Below are 12,852 nucleotides of genomic sequence, written 5' to 3'. Positions count from 1 at the left end.
TCCGAGCATTACAAGTGAGCATTGTGGCTGAGCTTCTTGTCATACGTCATGGCCAAGCGTCATTCGGACAGGACGATTATGATGTTCTGTCCGAGCTTGGGCATCGCCAAGCAGAAGTCGCTGGTGCGCTTCTAAAAGAGCTGAACTGGGTGCCGGATCGACTGGTCACAGGCACGCTGACGCGACAACGCGATACCCTACGAGCTATGGGTTTTGCGGATGCAGATGAACACCGTGGTTTCAATGAATACGACTTTGGTGATTTGTTGAACGCGCGTTTTAAGGGTGATGTTCCGCCCCTTTCAACAGGGGATCGTAAGGCGCATTTTCGCACGCTGCGTGAAACGGTTTTCGAATGGCAAGATGCGGCGTTTGAAGGCGCGTGTGAAACCTACATAGAGTTTTGTGAACGCGTTGAAGCAGCGCGTAAATTCGCGACAGATACAGATGCCAAACGTGTGCTTGTGGTTTCATCTGGCGGTGTGATTGGTCAGATGACCGCTAGCGCCTTGGGTGCCGATAAGCGGCATATGATGAACCTGAATTTGCAAATCAAGAACACTGCAATGACGCGATTTATGTTCTCGGGGGCATCGTTTTCTTTGCATGAATTCAACGCCACCCCGCATTTTATGAGCCATGCAGGATCAAAGCTGGTAAGCTATAGCTAAAGAATTGGGACGACTTATGAGCGCAGATACACAGACATTGGATGAAGCAGCCGTCAGCCGCTATCTGAGCGAGAACCTTGAAGGGTTTGAAGGGCCGATGGAGGTCACAAAGTTCCAGACGGGCCAATCCAATCCGACCTTCATGCTAAAAACACCTGCACATAATTATGTGCTACGGCGCAAACCGCCGGGTGTATTGTTGAAATCTGCGCATGCAGTGGATCGTGAATTTCGCGTTCAAAAAGCACTTGAAGGGTCGGATGTTCCTGTCTCCAAAATGCACCTGCTTTGCGAAGATGACAGCGTGATCGGGTCTATGTTTTACATCATGGACCATGTGCCTGGACGCAATTTTAACGAACCTGCAATGGAGGGCGTTAGCCCGGAACATCGCGCGGGCGTCATCGATGAAATGGGGCGTGTTCTGGCGGCGATGCACGACGTTGATATCGCGTCCATCGGTTTGGAAAACTACGGGCCAGAGGGAAATTATTTTGAGCGCCAAGTTGGGCGTTGGTCCAAGCAGTATCGTGCGTCAGAGACGCAGACAATTCCTGCAATGGATGAGCTGATGATCGGGCTTGTGGAACGGCGCCCTAAGGATGATGGCCAACGCACGCTGGTGCATGGTGATTATCGACTTGATAACATGATTTTTGATGCAACGGGAACGCAGTGTCGAGCGGTTCTTGATTGGGAATTATCTACGATTGGCCACCCTTTTGCGGATCTGGCAGGTGTCATTATGCAATGGCAACTTCCCGCGGGAACTGAAGGACGCGGTATGGGCGGACTAGATCGAAAAGCGCTTGGTTTGCCCACAGATCAAGCGTTTGTAGACGCCTATTGCACCCGGCGCGGGCTAAACGGGATCGACGATTTTGGCTATTACTTGGGGTTTTGTTTTTTTCGCATGGCAGGTATTATCCAAGGCGTTTTAAAGCGTGGTTTGGACGGCAATGCATCCAATCCTGAGCGAGCTTTGAAACTGGGTGAATTCGTCCCTGTCTTCGCGCAACACGGTCTGGATGCGTTGAAACGAGGATAGAATATGTCGGATGACTTGCGCGACGATGACTCAGCAAAGGATCGCAATTTTGTGACCGCTCTGGCGCGTGGGCTGGAGTTGCTGAGTTGTTTTCGTGACGGTGAAATAACCCTTACGAATTCCGATTTTTCGGATCGTACGGGCCTGCCGAAAGCGACGATTTCTAGACTGACCTATACCCTTTGTGAGCTTGGCTATCTGATTGCTGATCTGCGAAATGGCACCTATCGGCTGGGCGCTGCCGCGATCCGGTTGGGGTTCAGTGTGCTGTCTGGCATCGACATTCAGGACCTCGCCCACAAAGAGATGGCGCAACTGCGTGATGGGCCGAATTCGTACATCACCGTGGCTTTAGGTGAAGTGCACCAGTTGGAAGTGATTTATGTAGCGACCTGCAATTCGCGAGAAGGCGTGGCCTTGGTTGCGCGCATTGGGTCGCGTTTGCCGCTGTTCCCTTCTGCAATAGGTCAATCAATTTTGGTGGGTATGCGCGATGATGCGCGCGAAGCGGTCTTTGAATATGCCGGTCGAATGGGCGGGGACATCGAAAGTGAAGGCCGCAAGCGCTACGCTGAAGCAAAGTCCGTATATGAGAACAAAGGCTTTTGCACAGGTTACGGAATTTGGCGCAAAGATGTGAACGGAATAGCTGCACCCGTGTTCGCGATGAGCGGTGATCGTGTCTATGGCCTCAATGTTGGTGGGCCATCTTTTCGGGTCAAACCAAAGCAGCTTGAAAGCGTTTATGCCCCACGTTTGATCAAGGCGGCTGACGCGCTCAGCATGCATCCACATCGCTGAGTCTGGCGGAGGCGTGTTTCGCACAGCGGAACGATTTTTAACTAGAACCGAAATGTGACGCTACGAAACTCGCTTCAGCGGTCAAGCGTCAATAAAATACATGACACCTTTTTGTTGTGGATAGCGTTAAGCTTTAAGTTCGATGGAAATAGAAAAAACATATTTAAAACAAAGACTAGTACAGATGTTTTCTGGATTTTGGCTTAAAGTTCCGCTTCCCTTAGCATTTGATTTCGCGTGTAAAGTGTATTGCGGGATCAAGAAGCATCCTTTCTGCAACCTTGACTTTAATTGCAGGTATGCAAGTCTTTCCGAACAGATAACGACCCCGAAGCAAACGAACTGGGGCGCAATCTATCCTTGGGAGGAACTAATGAAAAAATTTACAAAAATGTGTGCGGTCTCCGCACTGTCTTTGGCAATTGGCGCATCGGCGGCCTTTGCTGAGAATATCAAGATCGCGTTTATCGATCCGCTTTCTGGCCCATTCGCAAGCACTGGTACAAACGGCTTGCACCAGTTCGAATTTGCCGCTGACCACATGGTGAATGAGCAAGGCGGCGTGCTGGGTGGTACGGAATTCGAGATCGTTGCTTTTGACAATAAGATCAGCCCGAAAGAGAGCTTGATCCAGCTTCAGGTCGCGATTGACCAAGGTATTCGCTACATCGCGCAAGGCAACTCATCTGGTGTTGCGAACGCACTGACAGAAGCCATCAATAAGCATAACCGTCGTAACCCTGACAGCCGCGTTCTGTTCTTGAACTATGCCGCAGTTGATCCGGCTTTGACAAACGACAAGTGTAACTTCTGGCACTTCCGTTTTGACGCAAACGCGGACATCAAGATGGATGCTTTGACGGATGTTATGGTTGCCGATGAAGACATGAAGAAAGTCTACATCATTGGTCAGGACTACTCTTTCGGTAAAGCGGTTGCTGCCGCGGCGGTTTCAAACCTGTCTTCGAAGCGTTCTGACGTTGAGATTGTCGGCAATGAGCTACATCCGATCGGCAAAGTGAAAGACTTCACACCCTATTCGCGCAAAATCATCGCCTCCGAAGCGGATGCTGTTATTACGGGAAACTGGGGCGCGGATATGGTTGGACTGGGCAAGTCCTTGATCGAAAGCGGCTATGATGGCCCGATCTACACCTACTATGCGGCAGGCTCTGGTATCACCGCAGCGCTTGGTGAAAGCGCGAAAGGGCGCATTCGTTTGATCTCTCAGGGGGACATCAACCCGATTGGATCTGAAGAAGCCCGCGTTGCTTACAATGCGTTCGTTGCCAAGCATCCTGATGGCAACATCGACCAGTCACGTATCTTTAATGTAATCGGTATGCTGGCACAGGCAATTGAGGGTGCAGGCACTGCGGATGACGTGGTTGCTGTCGCTAATCAACTAGAGGGTATGGAATACGACTCCATGTGGGGCGGTAAGCTCTTTATGCGCCCACAGGATCACCAGATCATTCAGAACATGAATGTTGGCGTTCACACAGACGAGAACATCGAGTTTGATTATGACAACTCCGGTTTTGGTGTTTTGACAGAATCCACAGTTGAAATGGCGTCTATGGACAGCCCGACAACTTGTGAAATGAAGCGCCCGTAAGCGGCCGCTTTATCGCCTGCCCTGTTTAGCGCAGGGCGGGCCTTTCCTACTTCATGTCTTGATCAACCCTTTGGGGGACCAATGGAACTCATCCTCGTTAACATAATCGACGGGCTTGTGACTGGATTGCTGCTGTTTATGCTATCCGCCGGCCTTACGCTTATCTTCTCTATGATGGGCGTTTTGAACTTCGCTCATGCCAGCTTTTATATGCTGGGTGCATACTTTGCTTATCAGATCAGCATCGCGCTGGGGTTCTGGATGGGCTTGCTGATTGCGCCGTTGATTGTCGGTGTGCTTGGTGCAGGTGTTGAGCGATACGGATTGAGACGGGTCCACCAATATGGTCACGTGCCAGAGCTGATTTTCACATTCGGTCTGGCGCTTTTGATAGAAGAGTTGGTGCAGTTCATCTGGGGCAAGAATCAGATGCCTTACTCTATTCCAGAGGTGTTAAATTTCACCGCCTTCTCCATCGCCGGGAATTCGATCCCTGCATATAAAATTTTCATGATCTTCATCTCCGTCGCGATCTTTATCGGGCTGCTCTATATCCTGACGCGCACACGGGTTGGGATGATCATTCAAGCCGCCCTTAGCTATCCGCGCACGGTTGAGGCGCTGGGGCATAACGTGCCACTGATCTTCATGGGTGTCTTTGGCGTCGGAACCGCCCTTGCGGGTGTTGCGGGTGTCATCGCTGGACCTGTGCTGGGCACTTTCCCGGGAATGGCGTTTGTGCTTGGGTCCATCGTGTTTGTGACCATCGTAATTGGCGGGCTTGGCTCGCTTTGGGGGGCGCTGGTTGCGTCGCTTTTGATTGGATGGATCACGACGTTTGCGAAGTCTTATAACCTAGCAATGTCGGATGTCTTCAACGCTGTTGGAATCGCTACACCTGAGAACTTATCCGATCATTGGCTACGCGATCTTTGGACCGTTACCAGCCCGCAAATCGCGGATATTCTACCCTATATTCTGATGGTTCTTATCCTGATCTTCCGCCCTGCGGGCCTTTTCGGAAAGCGTCACTCATGAGCGATCAACTGACAACCGACCCGAGTAAGCCAGCCCAGCGGATGCGTGCAGGCTCTATGACGTTAACCTTGATGCCGTGGATCATCGCGGCGATTGCGCTGATCTTGATGCCGTTCATCTTTACGTCGAATTCTGCGCTCACGATCATGAACCAAATGTGGATCACCGTTATCTTTGCGCTGGCCTATAATATGCTTCTGGGCCAAGGCGGGATGCTGTCCTTTGGTCATGCGGTCTACGCGGGCGTTGGTGGCTTTGCATGTATGCATATCATGAATATGTCCGACCTATTCGCCAGCTTCCCACTGCCAGTGCTACCCATCTTTGGGGGTTTGTTTGGCATGGGGCTCGCAATGATTGTTGGAGCATTTTCCACACGCAATGCAGGCACTGTATTCGCAATGATCTCGCTCGGTGTGGGCGAACTCATCGCTGCATGCTCGGTAATTATTGTGGCATTCTTTGGCGGTGAAGAAGGTATCAGCGGCGATCGCACTTATGCGATGCCCTTTTTTGGTAATGAATTCCTGCAGCAAATCGACGTCTACTACCTGACGTCCTTTTGGGTCATCCTTGCTGCTGCATTGATGTATTTGTGGTCTCGCACGCCAGTCGGTCGCATGGCAAACGCGGTACGCGATAATCCAGAGCGCGCCGAATTCCTCGGCTACTCTGCCCGTTGGGTGCGCTTTTACAGCTTTGTGGCGTCAGGCTTTTTTGCAGGCATTGCAGGTGGTCTTTTTGCGATCAACTATGAAATTTTGACGGAAGAGAACCTGAATACGGCCTCCAGCGGTGTGATCCTCTTAGTGACTTTCTTGGGCGGTGTTGGCTTCTTCTTTGGACCCATCATTGGTGCGATTGTGTTTACCTTGGTGCAAACAGTACTGAGTTTACAAACGGAGTTATGGGCGTTTTACGCGGGGTCGCTTTTTGTTGCGACTGTGATGTTCTTCCCTGGTGGTCTGGCAGGACTGTTGATGATGCATGTCCCTGTTTTCAAACTGGGCAATGCCAAGCAATTGATACAGCCCTACATCAAAACCTTGCTACCTGCCGCGATTGGGATCTTGGGCGTTTGCGCACTTGTCGAAATGACCTTCCATTTCCGCCATGCCTCGATTGGGGATGATGAAATGACGCTGTTCTGGACGACGTTTGATAGTCATACGTTGCTGCCTTGGCTCATCGCGGGGGCTGTCGCCTTGATCGGAATTGGTATCGCAAAACGCAACGCCCCTGAACTGAAAGAGGCATGGGACGCCGCCAACACAGCGGGAGACGCATCATGAGTACACCTGCATTAGAACTGAGCGGACTGAAAAAAAGCTTCGGCAAAGCAGAGATCATTCGCGGCATCAATCTCTCCATTGGCAAGTCCGAAAGACATGCCATTATCGGGCCAAATGGTGCGGGCAAATCGACGCTATTCAATCTGATCACAGCGCGCTTTATGCCCACCGCTGGATCTGTGAAATTGCATGGTGAGGACCTGCGCGGCTTGCAGCCTTATCAGATCAATCGCAAAGGATTATCGCGCTCTTTTCAGATAACCAACATCTTTCCCGCAATGACGGTTTTTGAAAACGTGCGCTGCGCGCTTTTGTGGTCTCAGGGATATAAATATTCTTTCTGGAACTTGGTAAACCGTTCGCGTCAGTTGACCGAGGGCGCGGATGCTATCCTTGATCAGATCAACCTTCTTGGACGTCGCGACTTGCCAGCTGGCACCCTAAGTTATGCCGAGCAGCGCGCGCTAGAGATTGGCATTACCATCGCCGGTGGCGCTGATGTCATCATGCTTGATGAACCGACAGCTGGTATGAGCCATTCAGAAACCGACTATATCACCGACCTGATTATGAAGGTCACAGAGGGCAAAACCTTGATCATGGTTGAACATGATATGGGCGTCGTTTTCGGGCTTGCTGATCGTATTTCTGTGTTGGTTTACGGCGAGATTATCGCGACAGGAAAGCCCGAAGATGTGCGCGGTGATCCGCGTGTGCAAGAAGCCTATCTGGGCGCAGCCTTGGAGGCAGAACATTGATCGAAGTCACAGACATGCACGCCTACTATGGCAAATCACACATCTTGCAGGGTGTTACGTTGAACGTGCAAGAGGGTGAGATCGTCGCTTTGCTTGGGCGCAACGGCGTAGGGCGTTCAACCACGTGCAAAGCGATCATGGGCGAAGTGGAACCCAAAGGTTCTGTCAAGTTTCGTGGGCAAGAGATTGCTGGGCGCAAGGCCTATGAGATCGCCAATATGGGCATCGGTTATGTGCCGGAGAACCGTGATATCTTTCCCGGATTGACCACACGCCAGAACCTGAACCTAGGTTTGAAACCCGGTCAGAAAGACGGGGCTGGGCGTTGGTCGATGCAGATGATGTTCGACATGTTTTCTAACCTGAATGAGCGCGCAGATGTTGAGGCATCGGTTCTCTCGGGGGGTGAGCAGCAGATGTTAACCATGTGCCGCACTTTGATGGGTGACCCTGATTTCGTGATGATTGATGAGCCAACAGAAGGGCTGTCACCGCAAATGGTACAGAAAGTGGCAGAGGTTCTGAAAGAGATCGCGGATCGCGGCATTTCAACTCTTCTGGTCGAACAAAAACTATCGATCGCCATGGATATCGCGCACCGTGTTTATGTGATGGGGCATGGGCAGGTGGTGTTTGAAGGCACGCCAGCCGAGTTGAAAGAACGCGAAGATGTGCGCAAGGAATGGCTTGAGGTTTAAGCGATGACGGGGTTTGACGAGGCGCGGCTGTCGCGGATCAAAGGTTGGATGCAAGGCTATGTAGACACGCGCCGCTTTGCGGGCTGTGCATCGCTTATCACGCAAAACGGGGTCGAAGCGTTCTATCACGACTGCGGCTTGCGCGATGTGGAGAATGCCGTTCCATGGAGCCGTGATACACTGGCGCGCATTTATTCGATGACGAAACCTGTTACATCCGTTGCGATGATGATGTTGGTAGAGCGGGGTTTGGTCCACCTTGATGCGCCTGTGTCTGACTTCATTCCAGAATTTTCCGATATGCACTGCTTGCGCGAGGGTGCGCGTGATCTCTCGCAAACAGAGCCTTGTGCGACGCCGACGTTGCATCAACTTTTGACGCATACGTCTGGTGTGAGCTACGGCTTCAACCCCGGAATTGTGCCGCAAGCGATGGCTGAACAAAAACTGGATTTCTGGCCTGGTTCCAAAACGCTTGCGGAAGTGGCGACAGCGATAGCCGATCTTCCGCTTGTCTTTAGACCCGGTACCCGTTGGGAGTATTCGGTCGGTATTGATCTGATTGGTCGCGTGATTGAAGTGATCAGTGGCAAGACGTTAGAGGCGTTTTTTATAGATGAAATTTTCGACCCCTTAGGAATGAATGAGACACGCTTCACCATTCCCAAAGGTACGGAACAGCGGTTCGCGTCGATGTATACGCCGCTCGCGGGGAATTCGTTTGATTTGAATGCGGTTGAGAAAAGCACAGAGAGTTTGAACCTTGCAGACAGCTTGGAGAACACGCCCTTCAAAAGCACTAAGATGAATTCAGGCGGTGGCGGTCTGCTCTCTACCATTGATGACTATCGACGCTTCGTTGAAATGCTGCGCTCTGGCGGGCAGTGCCTAATTTCACCACATACCCTGCGCTTTATGATGCGCAATCATCTGGCGGGCGATATCGCAGATATGGGACCATCGAGTTTTGCTGAACAACCAATGCAAGGCATGGGGTTCGGCATTGGTGGGGCGGTCGTGCTTGATCCTGCGCGTGCACGTGTGCCCGGATCTGTTGGTGATTTTTCATGGGGTGGCATGGCATCAACCTTCTTTTGGATTGATCCGGTGCATCAGCTTTCCGCAATCTTCTTTACACAGCTTTCGCCGAGCAGTTCTTACCCATCCCGCTCGGAAATGAAAGCGCTGGTGCAAGGCGCATTGACGTGAGCGCCAAGGTTCTTTGGACCCCGAGCCAAGAGCGGTATGACGCCTCTAGCATGGCTCAGTTCGAGCGCTTTGTGCGCGATACACGTGGGCTAGAGTTTGAAGACTACAATGCCATGTGGCGCTGGAGCGTCGATGACCTTGAAAGCTTCTGGCGCGCTATCTGGGACTTCTTCGAAATTCCTGGGCAACAGGCCCCATCGCAGATGCTCCTCAAGCGTCAAATGCCTGACATGAAATGGGGCAAGGACGCGCAACTGAACTACGCTGACGCCATCATTCAACACGCCCACAAGCGGCCTGATGAATGCGCTTTGGTCGTACAATCCGAGACCTTTGGTCGTTCAGAAATGACTTGGGCTGAGTTGCGCGACCAAGTTGCAAGCGTCGCAGACAACCTGCGCAAAATGGGCGTTACGCAAGGCGACCGTGTCGTCGCAATCCTTCCGAATACGGAGGTTGCGCTGATTGCGCTTCTGGCCACCGCGAGCCTTGGCGCGGTCTGGTCACTCTGCGCGCCGGATATGGGACACGTAGCAATCCTTGATCGCTTCCAACAGATCGAACCGAAAGTACTGATTGCGCAGGACGGATATATTCACGCAGGCAAGCAAGTTGATCGCCGCAAAATACTGGCTGAGATCAATGCAAACCTGCCAAGCGTAACTGGGTTCGTCACGCTTCCCGTCATCGGCCCCTTGCCTGACAACCATATCGCTTGGAGTACGACCACGCAGGATTCCGCGAGTTACCAAGCCACACAAGTTCCCTTTGAGCATCCGCTTTGGATTGTCTATTCATCTGGAACCACGGGCAATCCCAAGCCAATTGTGCACGGTCACGGCGGCATCCTTTTGGAAGCGAGCAAGCAATCCCTGCACCAAGATATCTCTTCCAAAGACCGCTTTTGCTGGCTGACCTCGTCGGGCTGGATCATGTGGAATGGCCAGTGGATGGCCCTTGCACAAGGGGCCACTGTTGCGATTTTTGATGGCGCCGCCAATTACCCCGACATGGGTGTTGTTTGGCGCTTTATCGCAGATGAGAAGTTAAGCTATTTTGGAGCAGGTGCAGCGTTTTACAGCACGTGCATGAAGGCAGGGGTGACCCCGCGCGCTGACGTAGAGCTGGAAAACCTTCGCTCACTCGGGGCGACCGGCTCGCCGCTTTCGGGTGACACTTATGACTGGATCTACCGTGATGTGAAGGCAGATCAATGGCTCGCTCCGATCTCTGGCGGGACCGATCTTGCCGGTGCCTTTGTTGTGGGTCACCCGGGGATGGCTGTGCGCGCTGGTGAAATGCAATGCCGCGCCCTTGGCAATGCCGTGCGCGCCTATGATCCGCTTGGCGAAGAACTGATCGGTGAAGTGGGTGAGTTGGTTTGCACAGAACCGCTCCCATCTATGCCGCTTTACTTTTGGGGGGATGATGACGGAAGCCGCCTGTTTGACAGCTACTTCGCGGATTACCCCGGCGTCTGGCGTCACGGCGATTGGATCGCAATTGATGAAAGCGGGGCCTCTGTCATTTATGGGCGCTCTGACGCAACCATCAATCGCAAAGGTCTGCGCCTTGGCAGTGCTGAAATTTATCAGGCGGTTGAGGGCCTCGACACGGTGCTCGACTCCCTTGTGGTTGATCTGGAATTCCTTGGGCGCGACAGCTTCATGCCGCTCTTTGTTGTGCCTGTCGCGGGTGTGCCCTTTGATGAGGCTTTGAAAGAGCAGATCAACGCCGCCATTCGTGCGCAAGTCTCTGCGCGCTTTGTGCCCAATGAAATTGTAGAAATCAAAGACGTGCCGCGCACGCTGTCTGGCAAAAAGCTTGAAGTTCCTGTGAAAAAGCTGTTGCTTGGCGGCGACCCGCAAAGCGTGGTGAACCGTGATAGCATGGCCAATCCCGAGAGCTTTGATTTCTTCCTCGCCTATGCGCATGCACGGGCCAACACCTAAGGCACCCTCATGACACCTGCCGATGAACTGCTGCACCTTCTGGATATCGAGCAGCTCGAGGTCGATCTGTTTCGCGGCGTTGGCGGCGGTGGTGAAACAACGACGCGCATCTTTGGCGGGCATGTGATCGCGCAGGCGCTGATGGCCGCGTATCGCACTGTGCCCGATCGTCTGTGCCATTCACTGCACGCCTATTTCATTCGCCCTGGTGATCCAAATATTCCGGTCATCTACCAAGTGGACCGCGCTCGTGATGGTGGCAGCTTCACCACCCGCCGTGTTGTCGCGATCCAACATGGCAAACAAATTTTCAACATGTCCGCCTCGTTTCATATTGATGAAAGTGGGTGGGAGTATCAGCACCCCAAACCCGACGTCGGTGCACCCACAGATTGGCCAAACCGCGATGAGCTGCGCGCCACGGTTGTTGATCAAATTCCTGAAAAATATCACGATGATTTTTTGCGCCAACGCCCCATCGAGATACGCGAAGTCGCCCCCCGCGATTTCTTCACGCCTGAAAACGCGGACGATCGCAATCATCTCTGGTTCCGCATGGAAGCCGCCAAGGGACAGGGCGCGCAGATGCAACATTGCTTGCTCGCCTATGCGTCCGATATGAACCTGCTGGGCTCTTCGCTACGCCCACACGGGCTGACATGGTTCCAAGGCAAGGTAATGAGCGCGAGCTTGGATCACGCCATGTGGTTTCACACGCCCATCGATTTTTCCGAGTGGCATTTGTATGACCTCGACGCCCCTTGGACAGGCGGCGCACGCGGTTTTAATCGCGGTGCGATTTATTCGCATTCGGGGGCGTTGGTTGCGAGCGTGGCTCAAGAAGGGTTAATGCGGCCTTTGAAGAAGACGTAAGCTTTTCCGTCCAGAGTTGATCGCTAACGCGTGTGACGAATTGAGAACATCGTTTAACGGGTTTTATGTGATGTAAGCTAGGGTTGAATCGGGGGCACGCCTAAGAACGGCTGTGCGCCCAGTTGTTCAACTCTATGCTTCATAGCGCCCGCTAACATCATACTGATGTGTAAAAAAGCGGTATTAGCATTCTGATAATCTGAAAAATTTGGGTTCTGATCGATAGGACTCATGCTGACTTGTGCAATTTGAAATTCAGAATTTTGCGTATTTTTATCAGTTTGTGACTGAGATAAAATCACCTGATGAATGTGGAACTCTGAGAAGTGAATCGCTCCAGATGCGTTTTTATACACCTTCGGAATCCAGTCAGCTAAGCCCGTAATTTGTTCAATCAGCCAACGATCTGTTGCTTTCTCTTTTGCGCCTCGCAACTTGAAATCTTTGATTGAGCGTCCATTAAAAACTTCTTTTGATAGCATTTCAGAGGTAAGTTCTGGCGTTTCGTCTGCCCAATAAAGAGCATAAAATCTTGCTAGCGTATCGAGGTTCAGTCTTATCAGGGTGGCCGTCATTTGACCGTTTTTAGCTTCAATGGATTGTCGCATAGCAAGAGATAATGAGTGAGTTCTTCGCATAGCGCCCCAGATGAAATGACGTTCGTAAACTGTATGATCTGGTAAGCTCAGTGTTGAAGCGAATATCTGTTCGAGGTCTGTCTTTACCCGATCATACAAGTTGAAATCATGAAGTTATTCGAAATTATTTGGCATATGTTTTTCTGACTCCAAAACTTGAATCCGATAAGCGCTGATATGGGCTTTGTTGCACAAATCGGGCACTGTAGGATTCACTGTGTGAATCCAGCGTGATAGCTCGCGGACATGAGCAGTT

Annotated in this window: 12 protein-coding genes; 11 read left to right on the top strand and 1 reads right to left on the bottom strand. The window is 51.9% G+C overall.

Going from position 1 to position 12,852, the window contains the following annotated elements:
* The first annotated feature begins 23 nt into the window (after positions 1-23).
* The 11 genes from ACTG3Z_RS04750 (at position 24) to ACTG3Z_RS04700 (ending at position 11,958) form a co-directional block, all read left to right on the top strand.
* Positions 24-671: a histidine phosphatase family protein gene (locus tag ACTG3Z_RS04750; RefSeq protein WP_439141569.1), complete on the top strand. Its 648-nt coding sequence runs from the start codon at positions 24-26 to the stop codon at positions 669-671.
* Positions 672-687: 16 nt separating this feature from the next.
* Positions 688-1,719, top strand: a complete 1,032-nt coding sequence (locus ACTG3Z_RS04745) for a phosphotransferase family protein (protein WP_439141568.1) — start codon at positions 688-690, stop codon at positions 1,717-1,719.
* A 3-nt stretch (positions 1,720-1,722) separates the two neighbouring features.
* Positions 1,723-2,520, top strand: a complete 798-nt coding sequence (locus ACTG3Z_RS04740) for an IclR family transcriptional regulator (RefSeq protein WP_439141567.1) — start codon at positions 1,723-1,725, stop codon at positions 2,518-2,520.
* A 373-nt stretch (positions 2,521-2,893) separates the two neighbouring features.
* A complete protein-coding gene (locus ACTG3Z_RS04735) occupies positions 2,894-4,138 on the top strand; it encodes a branched-chain amino acid ABC transporter substrate-binding protein (protein WP_439141566.1) in 1,245 nt (414 codons plus the stop codon).
* Between the two features lie 81 nt (positions 4,139-4,219).
* Positions 4,220-5,176, top strand: a complete 957-nt coding sequence (locus ACTG3Z_RS04730) for a branched-chain amino acid ABC transporter permease (RefSeq protein ID WP_439141565.1) — start codon at positions 4,220-4,222, stop codon at positions 5,174-5,176.
* Positions 5,173-6,468: a branched-chain amino acid ABC transporter permease gene (locus ACTG3Z_RS04725; RefSeq protein ID WP_439141564.1), complete on the top strand. Its 1,296-nt coding sequence runs from the start codon at positions 5,173-5,175 to the stop codon at positions 6,466-6,468. Before ACTG3Z_RS04730 ends, ACTG3Z_RS04725 begins: the two co-directional genes overlap by 4 nt.
* The gene (locus ACTG3Z_RS04720; protein ID WP_375264518.1) at positions 6,465-7,226 is read left to right on the top strand and encodes an ABC transporter ATP-binding protein; all 762 of its coding nucleotides are present in this window, start codon (positions 6,465-6,467) and stop codon (positions 7,224-7,226) included. Before ACTG3Z_RS04725 ends, ACTG3Z_RS04720 begins: the two co-directional genes overlap by 4 nt.
* A gap of 14 nt (positions 7,227-7,240) precedes the next feature.
* Entirely contained in the window at positions 7,241-7,924 is a 684-nt protein-coding gene (locus ACTG3Z_RS04715) for an ABC transporter ATP-binding protein (RefSeq protein WP_439141824.1), read from the top strand.
* A 3-nt stretch (positions 7,925-7,927) separates the two neighbouring features.
* Positions 7,928-9,133 carry a serine hydrolase domain-containing protein gene (locus ACTG3Z_RS04710; RefSeq protein ID WP_439141563.1) on the top strand — a complete coding sequence of 402 codons (1,206 nt, stop codon included), beginning with the start codon at positions 7,928-7,930 and terminating at the stop codon, positions 9,131-9,133.
* Positions 9,130-11,085, top strand: a complete 1,956-nt coding sequence (locus ACTG3Z_RS04705; protein WP_439141562.1) for an acetoacetate--CoA ligase — start codon at positions 9,130-9,132, stop codon at positions 11,083-11,085. Before ACTG3Z_RS04710 ends, ACTG3Z_RS04705 begins: the two co-directional genes overlap by 4 nt.
* Before the next feature lie 9 nt (positions 11,086-11,094).
* The gene (locus ACTG3Z_RS04700) at positions 11,095-11,958 is read left to right on the top strand and encodes an acyl-CoA thioesterase (protein WP_439141561.1); all 864 of its coding nucleotides are present in this window, start codon (positions 11,095-11,097) and stop codon (positions 11,956-11,958) included.
* 77 nt (positions 11,959-12,035) lie between these two features.
* Here ACTG3Z_RS04700 and ACTG3Z_RS04695 read toward each other — a convergent pair whose 3' ends face one another.
* A complete protein-coding gene (locus ACTG3Z_RS04695; protein ID WP_439141560.1) occupies positions 12,036-12,695 on the bottom strand; it encodes a hypothetical protein in 660 nt (219 codons plus the stop codon).
* Positions 12,696-12,852: the final 157 nt, after the last annotated feature.

The sequence above is a fragment of the Planktotalea sp. genome (assembly GCF_965659345.1).
In the GTDB taxonomy this organism is placed as follows: Bacteria; Pseudomonadota; Alphaproteobacteria; order Rhodobacterales; family Rhodobacteraceae; genus Planktotalea.
This window is presented reverse-complemented; position numbering and strand designations above follow the sequence as displayed.